Below are 20,277 nucleotides of genomic sequence, written 5' to 3'. Positions count from 1 at the left end.
TTTATCGTCCGAAAGTATAGCGAACATACCGCCCGCCTGCTCTCACCGGCCAATGCGCTGCAAAGCTCTAGCCGCAGACGGGGCTGCCATGGCACAATGAACGTACATCCAGCTTCCTTCTCTGTGCCATCCCCCGATCCTTGCTTCAGCGCTTTCCTCCGTACCGCGCACTGCGGAAGAGGACGCTATTCACATGTACACCCCCATCCCCGGCATGAGCCACCTACAACTGTATGTTGCCCCGCAACGTATCCGCTATGAGCGCGAGCCCACAGCTCGCGACCTGGCCACGCGGGAAGAGATCCGTGGTCTCGTTGTCATAGTTCTCGAAGTCGCCGCCGCCTTGCGGCCTTTGAGTCATCTCAATAACCCACGCTTCGCCCCAGAAATCACTAAGCATGTGCGCGCCTGGAGGAAAGCCCAGGCAGCTGCAGAATCGCACGGAGGAATGACGCTGCGCAGCTTGCACGCGCGCTCAAATGGTGAGTTCTTCGGTTCGGTGCTCTTAGGCTCAACACGGCGCGCTTTTACCGGCGCTGCAACCGGCCGACACCTGCGGTCTTTCCGCTTACTTTCGGGCGGCCTGCAAACCCACTGACACAAGAGACAGAGGTTCTGAAAAGATGAGTTTGCGGCCTTGAGGAGCCCTAGAAATCACGCCTATGACTTAGCGCTGGTCTTAAAACATCGATCCCAGCTTGATCAGGATGGGTGTCCAATCGATTCCGGCGAAGGCTGCAGAAGCGCTCACCAAAGCTAGGCTGATGCCGCCAAACATGGTGGCCCCCACCACGGGAAGCTTCGCAGTAGCTTCATCAAGACTTTCCGGTTCAGACACCGCGCCACACTGAGTGGAGACAACATCCTGCGAGCTGAGTGCAGCGCCCTTCAGGGAGTCATCGCTTTGAGAGCCCAATACGGAGGCCAGCTGGCACTGCTCTTCTGGGGCTAGTTCCACAGCCGAAGCAGCTGCGCCGCCACCCAGCAGGGTGGCAGATGCGAACACGGATAGACCTACTCGCAGAGACAAGCGGCGCATACTGACTCAACCTCCGAAGAACAATAATTAATGTTCTGACAGTATATACCTAACTACTTCCAATAAAAAGACGCCGTGGGGAATGATTCCCACGGCGTCCTGCGTTGACTAGCGCTGGCGCATCAAGGTTGCCCTAGGCTTCCGCTTCATCCACTGCGTTTGCCTCTTCCTGCGCCTTGAACTGCTTGCGCAGCATAAACAGCTGGCGCACGGTTTCTTCCTTGACCGCGTCGTTCATGGCATTGAACATGTCGCCGCCTTCCTTCTGGTACTCCACCAGAGGATCTCGCTGCGCCATGGCACGCAGACCGATGCCTTCCTTGAGGTAATCCATCTCATAGAGGTGCTCGCGCCACTTCTGGTCAATAACCGGCAGGATGATCATGCGCTCGGTATTGCGCATCTGGCTCTCACCACCGATAGCGCTCACAGCTTCTTCGAGTTGGTCATACTCGGAATTCGCATCAGCCAACAGTGCATCGCGCAGCTGCTCCGCAGAAATCTCGCCGGCGGAGCCGTACTCGGTACCGGCGACAAGCTCCTCGTGCGTCATGGTCGGCCCGTAGAGGGATTCCAGCGCATTCCACAGCTCGTCTAGGTTCCAGTCCTCCACGTAGCCGGTAGCCGTCGCACCCGCCACGTAGGCAGACACGGTGTCGTTGATCATCTCGCGGATGTTGTCCTTGATGTCACTGGCCTCGAGGATGTCGTGGCGGGTGGCGTATACCACCTTGCGCTGCTCATTGAGTACCTCATCGTACTTGAGCACGTTCTTACGCATCTCAAAGTTCTGGTTTTCCACCTGTGCCTGTGCACCCTTGATGGAGTTAGAGACCATCTTGGCCTCGATCGGCACATCATCTGGCACGTTGAGGCGGTTCATCATATTCTCCATGGACTGGCCCACGAAGCGCACCATGAGCTCATCACGCATGGACAGGTAGAAACGGGTCTCACCCGGGTCACCCTGACGGCCGGAACGGCCGCGCAGCTGGTTGTCAATACGGCGCGACTCGTGGCGCTCGGTGCCCAATACGTACAGGCCGCCGGCCTCGCGGACCTCGTCGCCCAGGCGCTTGGAGCGTTCCCTCTCCTGATCGATTTCGGCGTCCCAGGCCTCCTGGTACTTCTCTTCATCCTCAAAGGGATCGAGGCCGCGCTCGCGCAGCTTCTCATCCAGGATGACCTCGGGGTTACCGCCGAGCACGATATCGGTACCGCGGCCGGCCATGTTGGTGGCGACGGTTACGGCGCCCGGGCGGCCGGCACGGGCGACGATCTGTCCCTCTTCCTCATGGTGCTTCGCATTGAGTACCGAGTGCTTGATTCCGCGCTTGCTCAACAGTTGCGAGAGGTACTCGGAGCGCTCCACGGAGGTGGTACCCACCAACACCGGCTGGCGGTCGGCAACGTGTTCCTCGATGTCATCCACCACCGCAGCGAACTTGGCTTCCTGGGTCTTGTAGATGCGGTCGGAGTGATCGGTACGCTGGTTCGGCTTATTCGTCGGAATCGGCACCACATCTAGCCCATAGATGGAGTGCAACTCAGCAGCCTCGGTTTCTGCGGTACCGGTCATGCCGGAAATCTTGTCGTAGAGGCGGAAATAGTTCTGGAGCGTAACGGTGGCGAGAGTCTGGTTCTCGTTCTTGATCTCCACCTCTTCCTTTGCCTCAATAGCCTGGTGCATACCTTCGTTGTAGCGGCGGCCAGCCAGAACACGGCCGGTGAAGCTATCCACGATCAGCACTTCGCCATTGCGGACAATGTAGTCCTTATCGCGGGTGAAGAGCTCCTTCGCCTTCAAGGCATTGTTGAGGTAGGACACCAACTGGGAGTGCTCTGGGGCGTAGAGGTTTTCAATGCCCAGCTGATCCTCGACGAATTCGACGCCCTCCTCCAGCACACCAATGGTGCGCTTCTTGTGGTCCACCTCGTAGTGGATGCCCTCGCGCATCTTCGGCGCTAGCTTGGAGAAAACGCCGTAGAACTGGGAGGAGCCGTCGACCGGTCCGGAAATAATGAGCGGGGTACGGGCCTCGTCGATCAGGATGGAGTCAACCTCATCCACAATGCAGTAATTGTGGCCACGCTGGACCGTGTCATTGAGCGAGCGGACCATGTTGTCGCGCAGGTAGTCAAAGCCCAGCTCATTGTTGGTGCCGTACGTGATGTCGCAAGCATAAGCTTCCTTACGCTCCGCAGGGCGCATTTCGGAGAGGATGACGCCAACGGTGAGGCCCAGCCAGCGGTGGACACGGCCCATCATCTCGGCGTCACGCTTGGCCAAGTAATCGTTGACCGTCACGATGTGTACGCCCTTGCCCTCCAGCGCATTGAGGTAGGCCGGCAGCAGCGAGGTCAGGGTCTTGCCCTCACCGGTGCGCATCTCAGCGACGTTGCCGAAGTGCAGGGCGGCACCGCCCATAACCTGCACCTTGTAGTGCTTCTGGTCAAGCACGCGCCAGGCAGCCTCACGCACGGTGGCGAAGGCTTCGAGAAGGATGTCATTCATCTTTTCGCCATCCGCCAGACGCTTCTTAAACTCGTCAGTCTTAGCCTTGAGCTCGTCGTCCGACAGCGCCGCGAATTTATCTTCTAAGGCAATAACATCATCTGCAATTTTGGCCAGGCGCTTGACGGTGCGCCCCTCACCGGCACGGAGCAGCTTGGAAAGTCCAAACACGTCTAGATAGTCCTTCTTGTCGCGACAAATAAGTTAACTCGTCGCCATTGTACTCACTAGCTTTTCTCTCACGATTCGCCACCCAACCCAAAGCGCAATTCTGTCCCCACCCCGACGTTTGCAGGACGCTCCCCTCGGCCGTCACGAAAAAAGATGATCGAAGATTAACAATGCCTAATAGGGACATAAGAAGGCCCCCTGTCTCGCTGCGCGTGTGCGCTGCGGTGCAGGGAGCCTGTGTATTAGGCCCTACGGCCTTTAAGGCTCAGGCCTTAAGCATCAGCATCCGTCAAGGAAATAAGACCGTAGTCGAATGCGTGGCGGCGGTAAACCACAGAAGGCTTGTTGTTCTCCTCGTTGATAAAGAGGTAGAAGTCGTGGCCGACCAGCTCCATCTCGCTGAGCGCATCATCAACAGACATCGGGGTTGCTGGGTGCTCCTTGAAGCGGACAACCTGGCCCGGACGAACATCCTCGACAGTCTCGGCGTAGGGATCGATGTAGCGCTCTTCCTTAGCGGGCTTAGCTGCCTCAGCTTCAGCGACCAGCTCAGCGGCGATCTGACCAGTACCCTTCTGGGCGCGGTGGCCGGACTTCACGTTCTCACGGCGCACCTTAACCTTGCGCAGGGAGCGTTCCATCTTGCCCAGAGCGGTCTCGAGTGCCGCATAGAAAGAATCTTCCTTCGCCTCGGCGCGAGCGATGTGCCCCTTACCGGTAGCGGTGATCTGCAGACGCTCTGCCTCGGACTCGCGGCGCGGGTTCGGCTCGTGCTGCAGCTCCACGTGGAAGAAGGTCAGGGTCGGATCAAGGCGCTCGATCTTGGCTAGTTTTTCAGTGACACGTTCCTGGAAGTGCTCCGGAACCTCCACGTTACGGCCGGTGATGGTGACCTGAGCGTTGGTCTGCTGGGACATGAAATGCCTCCCTATACTCGTGGGGACTGAATGACTGCACATTCTGCGGACTTCTACAAGCCTGTGATAAGGAGCCGGAAGCCCGCTTCCCTGTGACACCCCTCATGTTACCACTGGTCATAACCTACACGATGACTGGCCCCTACACTCATGCATGATGATGGCCCGCCCTACGCATCTGCCAGCACAATCGCGCCCGCGACGTCACCCCCGATAGCCCATACACGCGCGGCGCTAGCACGCAGAGTTGCGCCGGTGGTGATGACGTCGTCGACAAGCATCACGTTCTTCCCCACCAGTTCGCGGGCGGCGGGACGCAACAGCACGGCTGTCCGCATGTTATCGGCGCGCTCCACGGCGCTGAGCTCTGATTGATCCGCACTGCTTTCAGCCGTGCTCAGGGCATTAACCACAGCCCAGCCTGGAAGCCTGGCAGCCGCTGCCTGGCACAGCGCGGCAACAGGATCGCCACCGCGGCGACGAGCCGAGGACACGCGCGTCGGCGCTGGCACGAGCAACCCAGTCTCCGGGATATCACCGCGGGCGCGCAAGTAATCGATGCCGGCAGCGAACACCGCCCCGAGGTGAGCACGCACTGCGTGGTGCCCGTGTTCCTTCATGGCGATGATGACACCACGGCGAGTATCGGAATAGGGACCAAGAGCCCATGCCGGAAACCCCAGGGGCCGCGGCCGTTCCACCCGGCGTGGAACCTGCCGCAAGTGTTCCTGGCAGGAAGCGCACAACACCCCGCCCGCAGCTGTTTCTCCCCCGCACCCAGCGCAGGGGCGTGGCAAGAAAAGCTCCACGAGAGCGGCCGTGGCCTCCCCTATCCCCCGATTCTTCGGCATGCGCCCCACTTTAGCGCGACTCTAGCGCGCGATGATGGGTGAGGATCGCACTCCCTGCAGGCCTTCGACTTCACGCCAATACGAGCGTTCAGATCCGCCTGCGGGAAGCTGCAGTAGAGCATGCGCATCGGTGACGTAGTGCGTCGACGGCGAGGAAGCCACCGCCACCACCGGCGCGGTGATATTTCCGGTAGGTAAGGTGGTAGCAGAGGAACCGTCTTGCTCAATACGCCACACGGGCGAATTCGACGCCGAGGTACCCACGAGCAAAGAACCATCCGTCTGCCACTCCACGGACAAGGCCGAGCCGGTCAGCTCTGGACCAACTTGGTGGATGTTGACGATACGCCGCTCGCCCGAGGTCGCGCGGGCCACCACGCCTGTGTAAATGCTGCCGTCGATGATCATGGCGATACGGGCTCCCGTGAGGGACAGTCGAATGACCGAGATCTCTCCCTCCATGTTCTCCAGTGCAGAGGTGTCCACCTCCGCGGTACTCAGTTCGCCAGTCGCCGGCGAACGCGTCACACGGACTACATGTTTGCCGTCAACAACGGTCCACGCCACCTGGCCGCCCACCTCAAAGGTGGGGCGGGCTAGGGTTTCGCCCTTGACCGAACCCTTGAGTCCGTGGCCGAGCTCGCCCATCGCCAGCTGCGATTCCTTCTCAGAACGCTTACGCACCGCGGCCACCATCCCCTCATCCGAGATATCGGCGGACTGGATGTCATGGATCTGGCCGGCCATGCCCTGTACCTCGGTGCTACCTTCGCCCTTGACTTCCAGCAGGGAGCCGTCGTTGACGGCGTAGAGCTTGGGCACGGATTGGGCAGCTACCTCTGGGTTAAACTCGGCGAAATCATCGATGGTCATCTCCTCCATGTTGTCAACCAAGGGGCTGCCATCGATGGTGGCGCGAACTGAATTAGTGATCTCCGCGTTGTTGAGAGTCCAGACCAACTGGGAGGCAAATTTAAGGCGCTCCTCCTGGCTCATTGCTGACATCCCACTGAATTCATACACACCATCGTTGATGCCTAAGAAAGTGGCATCCTTCGGGATCAAGGTGGAGGTCGCCGGAGCGATATCGGAAGACGGACCCTGTAGCAGGAGGGTGACCAACTCTGAAGCGATCGAGTCCTTTCCCGAGTAGAGCCACCGACGGTCCGCCACCAGTAGGCGCTGGGTTGTACCGAAGAAGTACAGCGACTGCGGGCGGTAGCGGTTGCGCAGTTCCGTGCGCTCGATCACCGCGCCAGTAGGCAGGTCGGTAATGCGCCATTGCCCATTGAACTGGCGCAGGCGGACAGTCGCCTCAAGACGCGAGTTATCCGGGACATAGGCCCCGCCATTCGCCAGACGGCCGATAATGTTGCCGCGCACTGAATACTCGAGGGCACCGTCTTCCATGTTTGAGGTCACAAGGTCGATGGAGTCCACGACGAGCACGGTATCCGTGGGATCCCAGGAATTAGCGATTTCGGAGGCAAGGAAGGTGCGGGCAGCAGCGTAGTTGCCAGTGGGAATCGCCACGGCCGAATAGAAGTCACGGACTAAGAGGTCCGGTTCGCTATCGGTGCGGGGCTCCACGACGGCATCGTCTGCCCGCTCATGAGGTTCAAAGGTGCCGATCACCTGGGGATCAGTGTTATGCGGCAAAGTCGAGCACCCGACGAGGGTAGTAAGCGCGACGCAGCTGAGCACTGCGAGTGAGCGGCGGGCCGGAATCATCGCTGGGCCTCCTCGTCGAAATCGGGGACGATGTCTTGATTGAACGGCGCTTCCGCGCCACGCGCTTCGCGCTCCGAGGGCCACACTATCCCGTTATCCGGCTCTGCCTTTACTGCAGGGGCTCCTAGTTCAGTGCTCACGTCGAGCGCGGACTGTTCCTCCGCTTCGACGGGCTTCGGAGCGCCCGGGACCTCGAGGGCAATGGGCTCAGATTCCACCGCTTCCCCCGGGGTGCGTGGCAGGATTAGACGGAAGCGCGAGCCGGTGCCGAAGTAGCCGATGGCATCCAGAGTGCCTCCATGGAGCACGGCATCCTCGCGAGCGATGGCCAAGCCTAAGCCGGTTCCGCCTGAGTGGCGCTTGCGCGAGGAATCCGCGCGCCAGAAGCGGTTGAAAACCAGCTCCTCCTGACCTTCCTTGAGTCCCACGCCAGAATCGGTGACGGCGATGCCAACGGCATCCTCAGTCGCGCCGATATCCACGGTGACGGGGTTGCCTTCAGAGTGATCAATGGCGTTCGCGAGCAGGTTACGCAAGATGCGCTCGACGCGGCGCGAATCGCATTCCACAGCCACGGGTTCCTCTGGGGCATGAACGATAACCTCCACCCCCAACTCGGCGGCGAGGTGTTCCACCTGGCTCAGTGCGGAGTCCAGGCAGGAGCGAATGTCAAGGGAGGCTGTGGACAAATCAGCCACGCCTGCATCGTGGCGAGAGATCTCCAAAAGGTCCGCGAGCAAGTCCTCGAAACGGTCCAGCTCCTTGATGAGCAACTCCGCCGAACGTTTGGTGTAGGGGTTGAACTCTTCTGCGTCTTCCGCGATGACATCCGCCGCCATGCGCACCGTCGTCAGCGGCGTGCGCAACTCGTGAGAGACATCGGAAGTAAACTGCCGCTGGAGGTCGCCATATTCCTCCAGCTGGGTAATCTGCTTTGACAGCTTGTCTGCCATGTCATTGAAAGAGGAAGCAAGGCGGCCCATCTCATCATCCGAGTTGACCACCATGCGCTCGCGCAGGTGGCCGGCGGCAAATCGTTGTGCAATGCGGGATGCGGAGCGAATCGGGACGATCACCTGCTGGGTAGCCAGCCAGGCAATACCCACGAGGAGGACCACGACCACCACTCCGGCAGCCGAGAGCAGACCACGCATAAGCGCCATCGTGGACTCCTCGGACTCCATGGACAATACGAGGTAGACCTGGGTATTCGGGATATCACTTTCGATGGGTGTGCCCACCATCAACGCGTTATAGGTCGCCCCCGACTGCTGGTCCACCGTGGCATATTGCTGGACAACCTGACCGCGGCCGACGAGCTCGCGCATCCCATCGGGAATACGGTAGCCCTCCGGCGAGGTCGTGGCCGTGCCGTCTGAGTTTTCCACGACGATGACCGGCTCATACACGGCTTGGGCATCGGGCTGTTGCGCCGACATTTGGCCCAAGGCGGCGCGCGCAGAGTTGATGCGCACCTGCGTTGAATTTGCTGTGCCGGTGGCATCGATCTGCTGCTCCACGGCCACACGGGCGCGGTCGAGCTCCTGCAGTGCGGTGTCTTCCTTCTGGCTCACGAGCTGTTGTGTCAACACCGACACCAGTGCATACGCCAGGATGATCATGACCACCGTGGAGGCGACCAGCATCATGCCCAAGACACGTGTCTGCAGGGACGTGCGCCAGCGCTCGACGACGCCATCCCGGGCTCGCCTTAACCAACCAAAAATAGCGGTAGTCCTTTACTCGGCGATTTTTCCAGTCTTGTATCCCACACCGCGCACCGTGAGCACGATGTGTGGATCTTCTGGGTCGTGCTCGATCTTTGCGCGCAGGCGCTGAACATGCACGTTGACCAAGCGAGTATCGGAAGCGTGGCGGTAACCCCAGACGGATTCGAGCAACGCCTCGCGGGTGTGCACCTGTCCGGGCTTTCGAGCCATCTCCAGCAGGAGGTCGAACTCTAGCGGGGTCAGCGAGATCTCCTCGCCGCCCTTACGGGTGACGGTGTGCTCGGGGACGTCGATAAGCAGGTCCCCTACCTCAATTATTTCGCTCGTACCCCCGTCAATCCGGCGCAGGCGCGCACGGATACGGGCGATGAGCTCTTTCGGCTTGAAGGGTTTGGTGATGTAGTCATCCGCGCCCGATTCGAGGCCAAGGACCACATCGACGGTATCGGTCTTTGCGGTGAGCATCACGATAGGCACCGAGGACTCGGTACGGATGGCACGGCAGATATCAACGCCGTTCATGCCCGGAAGCATGAGATCCAACAGGATCAGATCGGGGTCATGCTCGCGGAAGGCCGGGATGGCCTCATTACCATCGTTGACGGCAATAGGTTCCAGCCCTTCCGCCTCGAGCACGATGGTAAGCATTTCGGCAATCGCCGGATCATCATCCACGACCAAGATTTTCGGTGCCACGTTATTGTTCTCCTACAAGCTCCTTGACAGCTTGGATAATCATATCGGCATCCGCGGTGGCGATCCACCGCCCTGCCCACTGCTGCTCCGCCAACCGACGGTAGGCAGCCGCCGTGCGTGACTGCAGCGCGGCATCGCGTTCATAGCGGTCGCGGTTGCGTCCCTCATCCTCTGCTGCACGGGCCACGGCACGCTGGCCGGCAATGGCTACGTCGGTATCCAAAAAGATCTGCAGTTGCGGCACCGGCAGGCCGAAGCGCTCGAATTCGAGCTCATAAATCCAATCGACAATGAGCTCCCCTCCCACCCGCGCGGAAGAGTACGCGGCGTTGGAGGCAACATAACGGTCCAGAATGAGCAGAGAGTCCGAGGACGCAGCGGCGGTGAGGAGCTGTTCCTTGGCGCCGCGCCGATCCAGTGCAAAGAGCGTGGCCATCCCGTAGATCGAATCGGTGAGGTCACCCATACGCCCGTAGAGCGCCTCCTGCGCGAGCTGGGCATGGATGGAGTCTTCGTAGCGCGGGAAGCTTAAGACTTCGACATCGCAGGCTAGTTCTTCCCGCAAGCGCTGGGTGATGGTGTTCTTACCCGCGCCGTCAATTCCTTCAATACTGATCAGCATGCTTGGTGTATCTGGTGCTCGAGCTGTTTCTAGGAAAGCTGGCTCTACGACAGAGCCTCAATGAAGGGCTCAAGGTCATAGTCCTCTTCCACACCTTCGATCAGCTCGAGGGCGTTTTCGTTCAGGTTCTCGCTGCCGGAGCCGGCGAGATCCCGGATGAAGGGGTAGTCCTCAACGACCTCCCCGGCGCTGAACGGAGCACCTGCCCAGATGGCAGCAATCGTGGCCGCCGCTAGGGCGTTGCGCTGCTCCTCTTCAGTCTGCGCCTCACCTGAAGCCGCAAGCGCGCAGGCATCATCGACCGCAGCAACGATCTCTTCATCCTCTAGATCAGCCAGTTCATCCAAGAAGTCGACGTTGGCCTCGTCAGCGAAGATGTCTTCATCCCATGAGCTCATTGTTTTCTCCTTTATGCTCTGGTGAATTAGGGGTCTGTGTTCTTATATCCACGGTGGGCCGGTGCGGATTCGCAGGCGGGGCACGCCGCGCAGCCGCTATCTAATCCAAGTTCTACCATTCTTTAGGCGCACGTATGCAAGGCTTGCTCCTGCGGGCCCGTTTTATTACGGCACTAGCTATCTACCTTTCCTTCCTCTTTCACATTTCTCTCTCCTTCTACAGCGCACCGAAGACCGGCTCGCATAAGAAGCGCGTGGGGATTATTGCCCAGCCCATTTACTATCCTCAGTTTCGTGTTATCGTTGTTACCGTCTTGTGACATTTGAGCAGGCTTTTGCGCAGCAATTTGAGTAGGAAGGAGAGCGCCCCGCATGACGAGCACCCCTCGCCGCATTGTGACTTTCGTCGTGGCAGGCCTCCTGTGCGCCGTCGCCGTTGGCATCGCAGTTTGGCGCATGAGCGCGCCGGATTCCGTGGTATCCAAGCCCTCCGCCGCCACCGCTGCCTCAAGCGCTCCGGCCACGTCATCTTCGGCAACGCACTCCTACACCACCACGGCCTCCCCGACCTCGACGCGCTCCAAGCAGTCCCAGACTCAGGTTGCCGCACCCGCGGAGGATCCGTACTTGGCACCGAATGCCGTGGTGAACCGCACGGAACCGGCTGCGCCCACGGCTGTCTACCGCCCTGATAATGTCTCCTCGCTGCAGAACCAGCAGCCGCAGGTAACGCCGAACACGCAGTACCCGCAGGCGCCGCTCAGCACGGCGCCCACTGCGCCGCCATCTGAAGGTTCCGCTACGACGGCCCCTGGGTCGCCAGTACCGGGCTCTCCTCAGCCGAGCTCAGAACCGACGCAGCCGCCGACCACACCGGAGTCACCGACGATCGTTCCACAAGAGAGCCCAACGGAGGACCACCACGCTGGCCCGCAGTCCTCCGGGCAGCCACAGCCTGAAGAACCTTCTGACTCCCCTGAGTCCTTCAATCCGCGGCCAGCTGGGTTCACCCACGAAGCTCCCGCACCTGATGCTGAGACCCCCGCAGAACCCCGCGAAGCAGGCAAGAAACCGTGGGAAGGAACCGCCCCACTAGTCGGCGATGGCGCGAAAGCTCCGGGGCGCGACGCCGAGACTCATCGAAGCAACGAGGCTCCCACCCCAGCGGCACCGACGGATGATACCCCCGTCGCCGAGGAACCTTCTGCAGCAACCCCCACCGCCACTGCTCCAGCTGAAAGCTCCCCCGAGCCAACTCCCGGACCGGCGATCACAGAGTCGGCTTAAATTCTCTCACACTTAAATCCCCTCACAGCTGCCCAGGCGCACACAAAGCCTGGGCAGCTGCGCAGTTTTAAGGCTGGCCGCACGCCATGGGCTTAGACGCGGGCGATGAATACCTCAGCACCCTCGGCGCCGGCAGCGCGGACGGTAGCAACAGGGTCGTTGGCAGGGAGCCACGCAGCGTGGCCCGCGCTTAAGTTGAGGCTCTCTGCCTCCGCGTTGCTCAACGCAGCTGCGCCGGAGGTACACAGCAGAATCATCGGGCCATCGCTGTCGACATCGACGCTCTCCTCGCCGGAAAGCTCTACACGGTCCAGCAGGAATTCCTCAATCGGTACCGGATAGGACCATGCCTTCGCGCCCTTCACGTTTCCGGTTTCGGAGGCATCCACTAACTCCACTCGCGGGTCTTCAGCCGCCTCGTAGGTGAGGACCTTGACCAGTTCAGGAACGTCAACGAACTTCGGGGTCAATCCGCCGCGTAGCACGTTATCGGAGTTGGCCATGATCTCTACGCCTAAGCCGGAGACATAGGCATGCAGCTGCCCGGCGTCGAGGTAAATCGCCTCCCCCGGCTGCAGGACAATGTGGTTGAGCAGAAGCGCTCCCAGAACGCCGATATCACCTGGGTACTGTTCATTGAGCTTGGCCACGGTACCCATCACGGTGGTCATCCACGGCTCACTTGCCTGGGTGCTGCACAGTCGCTCACCAGCAGCCACCACCGCATTGATCAGTTCCTTGCGCTTGGGGCCAGGGATAGTAATCCAGGTGGTAAACAGCGCGCGGAGACTATCGCCTTCGGCGGCTGGATCCGCATCAAGCATGCCTTCATAGTGCGCTAGTTCTTCGCATTCCAAAGCCGCGAAGAGGCTGCGGGTCTGCGCAAGGGGGCGGAATCCCGCCATGGCGTAAAACTCGGTGAGCGCCACGATGAGTTCCGGCTTGTGGTTGTCATCCTTGTAGTTGCGATTAGCTGCCGCGAGATCGATTCCCGCCGCGTTCTCGCGGGCAAAGCCTTCTTCGGCCTGCTGTTTCGAAGGATGCGCCTGCAGCGATAGCGGTTCGGCGGCTGCCAGAATCTTCAGCAAGAAGGGCAGGCCGGCACCATACTTGTCAGCCACCCGCTGTCCCAGCTGTCCTTCGGGGTCGGCCGCGATGATCTCATCCAGCTTCTCCTCCCCAATCGTTGAAGGGTCAGCCGGATGCGCACCGAACCACAGCTCTGCTACCGGGCTGTGGGCTTCCGGCTCGCCGAGCAGCGTCGGGATAAGCGTGCGCGAACCCCACGAATAATTGCGGGCAGCGCTGGTGAGCAACTTCATTGAAATCCTCTATTTCACGTCGTAGGCGGTCGCGGCATAACTGCGCGTAATCAGCTGCAGCGCGCGGGCCAATTCCCCACAGGAGGTGTCGGCGCTCGCTGCTGCGAAAGAGTGGGGAAGGTTCGCCTCTTCCTGTCCCCATAAAACAACTCTCAAGGGTACCAAAGGCTCTTCCGCTTCAAACGGGTCATAGAAAATATCAGTCGGGTCTGTCTGCAGAATCGGCCCTAAGCCTTCCGCATCAACAACGGTCCCTCCCAGCCCGTGGGCTGCCCACAGCGCACCAGCCATACGGGCAACAAGCGCGTCAAGGTGCACGCGCGTACGCTCCTCCGACAGCGCATAAGGATCGGGCCCACAGCTGTGGATGACTCGCCCGCCCTCTACGAATTCACGCAACGCGCGCCCAGGGTTCGTCGTGGAGTCACGTTGCGGGGATAGTGCTTCCAGCTCACGGTCCACTGCATCGGCGACGTCCTCCACACGGCGGGAAACGAGAACTGGGTCTTCGCTCAGCACCGCGTACACCGCGTGCACAGCTGTAATCACGCGCACCGGGGAGATCCCTTCGGCGGTGGGTAGGTTGGCAATGACGATGGTGTCCTCGGGGGCGTCGTCGATCTCATTGAGAAGGACTGTCGTAGCACCCCGGCGCGCAGCAGTATGCAGCGCGCGCTCCGCCCACGGGCTATCCCCCGCCACCACCACGACATCGAGGGCACCGGTAAAGCGCGGTAGTGACTCGCTGACCATGATGGGGACTTCAGCGGGCTCAGCTAGGCCCACAGCAACGTGAGCGGCAGCGCGGGAAACTTGGTCGGCGGCAAGGATGACGACGCTGCGCGGGCGGAGTCCGCCCAGCACGCGAGCAAGCTCCGGCACGGATGCAGCCACCACGCGCGCCTGGGCGCCTTCGTGGGCAATGTCAAAGAAGCCCACGGTTTCGGGGTCATAGGAAGTCATAGGCCCGAGCATAGCTAGGATTAGTGGCCATGAGCATTCATCCGGTAGTCCTTGTCGGCGGCGGCCCTGGCGCGTGGGATCTCATCACCGTGCGTGGCATGCGGGCGCTGCAGGAGGCCGAGGTCATCGTGGCAGATCACCTCGGTCCTACCGCCCAGCTGGATAAGCTGTGCGATATAGGCACCAAGGAACTTATCGACGTCTCCAAGATCCCCTACCGCGCCCAGGTGGCCCAGGAGCGCATCAACGAGATTCTGGTTGACAACGCCCGCCAGGGGCGCCGCGTGGTCCGCCTCAAGGGTGGGGATCCTTATGTGTTTGGGCGTGGTTTCGAAGAACTCACTGCGCTTACGGAAGCGGGCATCCCGGCGGAAGTGATCCCCGGGGTGACCTCGGCGGTCGCGGTGCCCGCACTGGCGGGAACGCCGGTGACGCACCGTGGCGTCGTCCATGCCTTCACGGTGGTCTCCGGGCACCTGCCGCCAGGCCATCCCAAGTCTTTGGTGGATTGGGCAGCCCTGGCGCAATCTGGGGCTACGTTGTCCGTCATCATGGGTGTCAAGAACGCGGCTGCCATCGCTGCTGCGCTGATCGACGCCTCCCTGTCGCCCCACACCCCCGTGCGCATCATTCAGGAAGGCTCCCTCGATGGCGAACGAGCATTCCAGTGCGAGTTGGCTGAGCTAGGGGCCACGATGGAAGAGAACTCGGTGGCTCCCCCGGCGGTCATCGTCATCGGTGAGGTTGCCGGGCTCTAGCGCCAAGTTCTACTCAACTCCGACGCGCTCGTCCTCCGAATCCGCGGAGCTTCCCGCATGGGCGCCCTCGCGGCCGGTCGGCTCCGTCGTTTCAACGACACGGCTGCCGGTGCGCTGCTGCGAAGCGCTATCCCCCTCCGCGCCCTGCGCGGATCGAGCCCGGCGTTGATTCGCCCAGACCGTGAGAGCAACTCCGAGGACCAGCGCAGCGACCTGCAGCAGAAGGATCTGCTGATGCGCCAGCGCCCACCCTAGTGCTCTAGGAATGTTGAGCGTCACGATAGCCGTGCCCACGAATCCCCCAAGGAGCGTGGGGTTGATGCGCGAGATGAGCCAGGCTGCAATCGGTGCGGTAATCACCCCGCCGATAAGCAACGCTACAACCGCGGCAGCGTTAGCCACGATCTCCTCCCAGAGGCCAACGATGAAGCCCGCCGTGGCACCAAAAGTAACGAGGAATTCTGCAGTGTTGACCGTGCCGACGATGCGCCGCGGCTGCTCACGGCCGACCGCCATGAGCGTCGAGGTGGAAATCGGGCCCCACCCACCGCCGCCTGAAGCATCGACAAAGCCTCCCACCACGCCGAGCCCCGCGAGAAGAGGAGTGGAGTGCTGTCGAGTTTCCTGCGATGTGCGGCTCCGTGGGCGCGAGAAGCGCCAGACGAGGTTGATGCCTAGGACCACGAGAATCGCAGACGTTACGGGCGCGGCAGCTTCGAGAGAAAGGTTAGACAGAACCGTCGCTCCGATGAAGGCTGACAGGCCTCCCGGCACACCGAGCTTGAGCACCGTAGGCCAGTGCACGTTGCCAAAACGCCAGTGGCTAATTCCGGAGACCAAGGTGGTACCCAGCTCCGAGGCGTGCACCACGGCGGAGGCCGTCGCGGGTCCCAAGCCAGCTAGCAGCAGGATGGTGGTGGAGGTGACGCCGAAGCCCATGCCGATGCCACCGTCGACAAGCTGCGCGGCGGCACCCGCAACCGCGATGAGAATGAGGCTACGCATGGGCCACCTCCGCATAACGGTGGGAAACAATGCCGGCGAGTGCCTCACCCAGCGGAGGGAGAATCTGCCGAGTCTCCCCATCGCTGCGCCCTGCATCCTCGTCGAGGCGATCTAAAAGCAGGCCAGGGCTCACAAAGAGTGGCACGACGACCTCCTGTTCTCCGCCCGAGTCAACGGGCTGGCGCGCACCGCGCGTGGCATAGGCAACCTTCGCTGTGCAACCGGCAAGCTCACCGACACGACGCGCTAGACCAGCAACGGCGGCGTTGGCACGCTCATCGGAGGAGCCGACAGAATAGAGCACAACGGTATCTGTTCCCTCTGGAACTCGCTCTGCCAGCAGACGCGCCATGTCCTCACCGGTACCGAGTCCACGGGCTTGGTGAAGGCGCACTCCAGATGCCGCAGAAGCCTGGGCCACAGCTTCAGGAACGTCGATGCGCTGGTGGTAGCCCTCGGTAAAGAGCAATGGCACAACGACCGCCTCGCGTATTCCTTGCGCTGCTAGGCAGCGCGCCGCCTCATCAAGTGGCGGGTTATTGAATTCTAAGTGTGCGGCGGTGGCCGGCACACCGGCCAATTCGCCAGCGGCGTGGGTCAGGGCCATAACGTTCGCTGCAGCCTCAGGGTGGCGTGAGCCGTGTGACAAGGTTAGTAATGCCGTGGTAGCGGTCGGGGCGGTCATGGTGGGTTTCCTTAATTCTGAGTTTTCGCGGTGGAATGGCCGCGGCGAGCGAGAGAGCGCTGCAGCGCCTCCGCGGAGGAGACCGCCGGCGCGGGCGCTACGGGGGCATCGTCTTGGCCGTGGAAGCGTACAGAAAAGATGCGGAGGCACTCTTCGCACTTCCAGGCAAAATCATCTTCCTCATCTGGGAAAAGGTTTGTCCCAGCGCAATAAGGGCAAAAGGCTGGGTGATTGCGGTTGGGGTTAGGTTGACGGCGAAAATTCACTGCAGGTCCTCCTCGTCCGCGCGCAAGACCCAGTGGCGGAACTGTTCGCCGTCTTCGCGCTGTTCCTTGTACTTGTTGACCAAGCGAATGACATAGTCCGGAACCTCATCCGCCACCACCTTGTGCCCACGCAGCTTTCTGCCCCAGTCCGGAGATAGCCCGAGGGCGCCGCCAAGGTGGACCTGGAAACCTTCAACGCGGTTGCCATCGGCATCCGTCACGATCTGTCCCTTGAGCCCGATATCCGCTACCTGCGAACGCGCACAGGCGTTGGGGCAGCCGTTGAGGGCAACAGACAGCGGGACGTCGAGGTCACCGAGGGCATCTTCCAAGATGTCGACGAGCTCGATGGCGCGGGCCTTGGTGGTCACGTGCGCGAGCTTACAAAACTCCAGGCCGGTGCAGGAGATGACGCCGCGGCGGAACTCCGAGGGCTGGGAGTATAGGCCCGTCTCATCCAATGCACGTGACAGCGCGGGAATGTCCTCTTCTTCCACGTCGAGGAAAAGCAGCTCCTTCATCGGTGTCGTGCGAATGCGGCTGATGCCGAATTTCTCGGCCACGTCGGCGATGGCAATGAGCTGCTCGCCAGTGGCATGCCCCACGGTGGGTTTCACGCCGACGTAGAACTTGCCGTCCTGCTGGCGGTGCACGCCCACGTGATCGCGGTTGCCGGGGGCGACGGGGAGCGGGAGGCCATCGAGAAGCGGCGCGTCGAGGTATTCCTCCTCCAGTACCTTGCGGAACTTCTCAATGCCCCACTGCGCCACCAGGAACTTCAGACGCGCGCGGTTGCGGTTGCGACGGAAGCCATAGTCGCGGAAGATGCGCGCCACACCGGCCCACACCTCCGGCACGCGCTCGAGCGGAATCCACGCGCCGAGGGATTGCGAGAGCATCGGGTTCGTGGACAGTCCTCCGCCCACGAAGCAATCGAAGCCCGGGCCGTACTCCGGATGCTGCGTACCCACAAAGGCAACGTCCTGGATCTCGTGGGTCACGTCCTGACGAACGTTGCCGGAGATGGCGGACTTGAATTTACGCGGAAGGTTATGGAATTCATCGCGCAGGAGGTAGTCATTCTTAATCTCCTCGATGGCTGGGGTGGCGTCGATAATTTCGTCGGCAGCCACCCCCGCTACCGGTGAGCCAAGAATGACGCGGGGCACGTCGCCGCAGCCCAACAAGGTATCCAGCCCCACAGAGCGCAGTTTCTCCCAGATGGCGGGGACATCTTCAATCTGAATCCAATGCAGCTGGATGTTCTGGCGGTCCGTAAAGTCCGCGGTGGAGCGCGCATAATCGCGCGAAATCTCTCCCACCGCCCGCAGCTTGGCGGGATCCGCGCGGCCGCCGTCGAAGCGCACGCGCATCATGAAGTACTCGTCCTGTAGCTCGGCGTTGCTGAGCTTGGATGTCATCTCCCCGCCTAGGTTCTGGTTGCGCTGGGTATATAGACCCAACCACTTGAAACGTGGGGCAAGGTCCTCTGCGGGAATCGAGGAAAATCCTTGCTTGGAGTAGATATCGATAACGCGCTGACGCACTGCTAGGGCGTCGTCGGCCTGCTTGATTTCCTCGTCGGAGTTCAGCGGCGCGGTGCCGTCAATCTTCCACTGGCCTTCCGGTTTCTTCGCACGTGGCTTTCGCTGTGTGGCGGTGGTCATAATTTGCTGCCTTTCGTCGGTTAGTGAAAACCTACCGGTCTAGCAATAACAGACAAAGCGGTCTTTTTTATTTTCTCCCGAATATGCAAAGCACGCTGGGTTTATGCCACAATGTTCTCCGAATGTAATTAGGCCCAGTTGCCCTACAGCAGACAAGCCGGTTCAATGAAACCCACGCTTGTTTAGACCTAAGCTTTCGTTAGTTACTACAACATTCCGAAAGGCCATCATGACCCAGCAGCCCCTGAAAGTAGCCGTCATCGGCGCCGGCCCAGCCGGCATCTACGCCTCCGACATCCTGGTGAAGAAAACCGGCGGCAACGTTCAGATCGATCTCATCGAGCAGATGCCCGCCCCCTTCGGGCTCATCCGCTACGGCGTGGCTCCGGACCACCCGCGCATTAAGGGAATCGTTAACTCCCTGCACCGAGTGCTCGACACCGAACAGATCCGCCTTCTGTCCAACATCAACGTGGGCCGCGATGTCACCGTCTCCGAACTCGAGGAGTACTACGACGCCATCGTCTTCGCCACCGGCGCCGTCGGCGACTTGGGCATGCAGATCCCCGGCTCCGATCTCGAGGGCGTCCACGGCGCCGGCGAATTCGTTGGCTTCTACGACGGCAACCCACGCTTCGAGCGCTCCTGGGATCTCTCCGCTACCGACGTCGCCGTGATCGGCGTGGGCAACGTGGGCCTCGACGTCGCCCGCATCCTGGCCAAGACCGGCGATGAGCTCAAGGAATCCACCGAGATTCCCGACAACGTCTATGAGTCCCTGGCCAAGAACCAGGCCACCACCGTCCGCGTCTTCGGCCGCCGCGGCCCGGCGCAGGCCAAGTTCACCCCGCTGGAGCTCAAGGAGCTCGACCACTCCCCGACCATCAACGTGGTGGTGGCCCCGGAGGATATCGACTACGACGAAGCCTCCCTCAAGGCCCGCGAAGAGGCCAAGTCCTGCGACCTGGTGTGCCAGACTCTGGAAGGCTACGCCATCCGTGAGCCGAAGGATGCCCCGCACACCCTACAGATCCACCTCTTCGAGCAGCCGGTGGAGTTCATCGGTGAAAACGGCAAGGTTACCGCTGTGAAGACCGAGCGCACCGCACTCAACGGCGATGGTTCTGTCTCCGGCACCGGCAAGTTCACCGAGTGGCCGGTACAGGCCGTGTACCTGGCCGTGGGCTACCGCTCCGATGCCATCGAGGGCGTTCCCTTCAATAAGCAGAAGAACGTCATCAACAACGACGGCGGCCACGTGGTTGACCTCGACGGCGATATCGTCCCGGGCCTCTACACCACCGGCTGGATCAAGCGCGGCCCGGTGGGGCTCATCGGCAACACCAAGTCCGATGCCACGGAGACCATCGGCATGCTGCTTGCCGACGCCGAAGCGGGCAACCTCTCCCACTCCCGTGACGAGGACATCGTCGAGCTCTTCAAGTCCAAGGGCCTGGAGCACCTGACCTGGGAGGGCTGGAAGAAGCTTGACGCCGCCGAGCGCGCCCTGGGTGAGGCCGAGGGTCGCGAGCGCAAGAAGCTTGTCGAGTGGGAAGAGATGGTCAACCACTCGCGCGACTAAGCCGGCTCGTCCCAATTAAAACTGCCCTATCTGACGAAGTTATCGCTCCCGCCGCAATGAACGCGGGGAAAA

Annotated in this window: 19 protein-coding genes; 4 read left to right on the top strand and 15 right to left on the bottom strand. The window is 61.2% G+C overall.

The annotated features are described in order from the left end of the window. Positions 1–193 precede the first annotated feature (193 nt). A complete protein-coding gene (locus HMPREF2996_RS12460; protein ID WP_083276453.1) occupies positions 194–598 on the top strand; it encodes a hypothetical protein in 405 nt (134 codons plus the stop codon). A gap of 81 nt (positions 599–679) precedes the next feature. Here the strand turns inward: HMPREF2996_RS12460 and HMPREF2996_RS06715 are convergent, their stop codons facing one another. The 9 genes from HMPREF2996_RS06715 to HMPREF2996_RS06675 all read right to left on the bottom strand — a co-directional run bounded on the left by HMPREF2996_RS06715 (position 680) and on the right by HMPREF2996_RS06675 (position 10,670). Next, complete coding sequence (locus HMPREF2996_RS06715; protein WP_246822998.1) at positions 680–1,006, bottom strand: hypothetical protein; 327 nt, start codon at positions 1,004–1,006, stop codon at positions 680–682. A gap of 166 nt (positions 1,007–1,172) precedes the next feature. Then, the gene (gene secA, locus HMPREF2996_RS06710; protein ID WP_070644121.1) at positions 1,173–3,725 is read right to left on the bottom strand and encodes a preprotein translocase subunit SecA; all 2,553 of its coding nucleotides are present in this window, start codon (positions 3,723–3,725) and stop codon (positions 1,173–1,175) included. Between the two features lie 272 nt (positions 3,726–3,997). Next, positions 3,998–4,642 (bottom strand): ribosome hibernation-promoting factor, HPF/YfiA family, encoded by a 645-nt coding sequence (gene hpf / locus HMPREF2996_RS06705; RefSeq protein ID WP_010189188.1) that lies wholly within the window; start codon positions 4,640–4,642, stop codon positions 3,998–4,000. Positions 4,643–4,812: 170 nt separating this feature from the next. Beyond that, positions 4,813–5,493 (bottom strand): ComF family protein, encoded by a 681-nt coding sequence (locus tag HMPREF2996_RS06700; RefSeq protein ID WP_049754559.1) that lies wholly within the window; start codon positions 5,491–5,493, stop codon positions 4,813–4,815. A gap of 21 nt (positions 5,494–5,514) precedes the next feature. Next, the gene (gene lpqB / locus HMPREF2996_RS06695; RefSeq protein ID WP_070446161.1) at positions 5,515–7,224 is read right to left on the bottom strand and encodes an MtrAB system accessory lipoprotein LpqB; all 1,710 of its coding nucleotides are present in this window, start codon (positions 7,222–7,224) and stop codon (positions 5,515–5,517) included. Next, positions 7,221–8,894: an MtrAB system histidine kinase MtrB gene (gene mtrB / locus HMPREF2996_RS06690; RefSeq protein ID WP_284762979.1), complete on the bottom strand. Its 1,674-nt coding sequence runs from the start codon at positions 8,892–8,894 to the stop codon at positions 7,221–7,223. Before mtrB ends, lpqB begins: the two co-directional genes overlap by 4 nt. A gap of 69 nt (positions 8,895–8,963) precedes the next feature. Next, a complete protein-coding gene (gene mtrA / locus HMPREF2996_RS06685) occupies positions 8,964–9,650 on the bottom strand; it encodes an MtrAB system response regulator MtrA (protein ID WP_070446165.1) in 687 nt (228 codons plus the stop codon). A 1-nt stretch (position 9,651) separates the two neighbouring features. Continuing rightward, positions 9,652–10,272 (bottom strand): dTMP kinase, encoded by a 621-nt coding sequence (locus HMPREF2996_RS06680; RefSeq protein WP_070730652.1) that lies wholly within the window; start codon positions 10,270–10,272, stop codon positions 9,652–9,654. 44 nt (positions 10,273–10,316) lie between these two features. Next, on the bottom strand, positions 10,317–10,670 hold the full coding sequence (locus HMPREF2996_RS06675; protein ID WP_070446169.1) for a DUF4259 domain-containing protein: 354 nt from the start codon (positions 10,668–10,670) through the stop codon (positions 10,317–10,319). Between the two features lie 372 nt (positions 10,671–11,042). Here HMPREF2996_RS06675 and HMPREF2996_RS06665 point away from each other — a divergent pair, with 372 nt between their 5' ends. Beyond that, positions 11,043–11,957: a DNA-directed RNA polymerase II gene (locus tag HMPREF2996_RS06665; protein ID WP_070730649.1), complete on the top strand. Its 915-nt coding sequence runs from the start codon at positions 11,043–11,045 to the stop codon at positions 11,955–11,957. A gap of 92 nt (positions 11,958–12,049) precedes the next feature. Here HMPREF2996_RS06665 and manA read toward each other — a convergent pair whose 3' ends face one another. Both manA and HMPREF2996_RS06655 read right to left on the bottom strand, forming a co-directional pair. Beyond that, positions 12,050–13,279, bottom strand: coding sequence for a mannose-6-phosphate isomerase, class I (gene manA, locus HMPREF2996_RS06660; RefSeq protein ID WP_070730647.1), 1,230 nt, complete (start codon positions 13,277–13,279; stop codon positions 12,050–12,052). Between the two features lie 9 nt (positions 13,280–13,288). After that, complete coding sequence (locus HMPREF2996_RS06655; RefSeq protein WP_246822997.1) at positions 13,289–14,242, bottom strand: exopolyphosphatase; 954 nt, start codon at positions 14,240–14,242, stop codon at positions 13,289–13,291. 29 nt (positions 14,243–14,271) lie between these two features. On the opposite strand from HMPREF2996_RS06655, the gene cobA reads away from it, so the two are divergent. Then, on the top strand, positions 14,272–15,000 hold the full coding sequence (cobA, locus tag HMPREF2996_RS06650; RefSeq protein ID WP_070719610.1) for a uroporphyrinogen-III C-methyltransferase: 729 nt from the start codon (positions 14,272–14,274) through the stop codon (positions 14,998–15,000). A 9-nt stretch (positions 15,001–15,009) separates the two neighbouring features. Here the strand turns inward: cobA and HMPREF2996_RS06645 are convergent, their stop codons facing one another. The 4 genes from HMPREF2996_RS06645 to HMPREF2996_RS06630 are packed head-to-tail and all read right to left on the bottom strand — an operon-like array spanning position 15,010 to position 18,623. Beyond that, positions 15,010–16,005, bottom strand: a complete 996-nt coding sequence (locus HMPREF2996_RS06645) for a sulfite exporter TauE/SafE family protein (RefSeq protein ID WP_070730644.1) — start codon at positions 16,003–16,005, stop codon at positions 15,010–15,012. Beyond that, complete coding sequence (locus HMPREF2996_RS06640) at positions 15,998–16,690, bottom strand: sirohydrochlorin chelatase (RefSeq protein ID WP_070711168.1); 693 nt, start codon at positions 16,688–16,690, stop codon at positions 15,998–16,000. Before HMPREF2996_RS06640 ends, HMPREF2996_RS06645 begins: the two co-directional genes overlap by 8 nt. A gap of 11 nt (positions 16,691–16,701) precedes the next feature. Continuing rightward, positions 16,702–16,956, bottom strand: coding sequence for a hypothetical protein (locus HMPREF2996_RS06635; protein WP_070644136.1), 255 nt, complete (start codon positions 16,954–16,956; stop codon positions 16,702–16,704). Next, positions 16,953–18,623 (bottom strand): nitrite/sulfite reductase, encoded by a 1,671-nt coding sequence (locus HMPREF2996_RS06630; RefSeq protein ID WP_070644137.1) that lies wholly within the window; start codon positions 18,621–18,623, stop codon positions 16,953–16,955. The genes HMPREF2996_RS06635 and HMPREF2996_RS06630 overlap by 4 nt, the downstream gene beginning before the upstream one ends. Positions 18,624–18,852: 229 nt before the next feature. On the opposite strand from HMPREF2996_RS06630, the gene HMPREF2996_RS06625 reads away from it, so the two are divergent. Continuing rightward, complete coding sequence (locus tag HMPREF2996_RS06625) at positions 18,853–20,205, top strand: FAD-dependent oxidoreductase (protein WP_070730642.1); 1,353 nt, start codon at positions 18,853–18,855, stop codon at positions 20,203–20,205. Positions 20,206–20,277: the final 72 nt, after the last annotated feature.

It is taken from the genome of Corynebacterium sp. HMSC066C02 (assembly GCF_001814945.1).
Classification (GTDB): domain Bacteria; phylum Actinomycetota; class Actinomycetes; order Mycobacteriales; family Mycobacteriaceae; genus Corynebacterium; species Corynebacterium aurimucosum.
The sequence above is the reverse complement of the archived record's forward strand: the minus strand, read 5'-3'. Positions and strand labels throughout refer to the sequence as shown.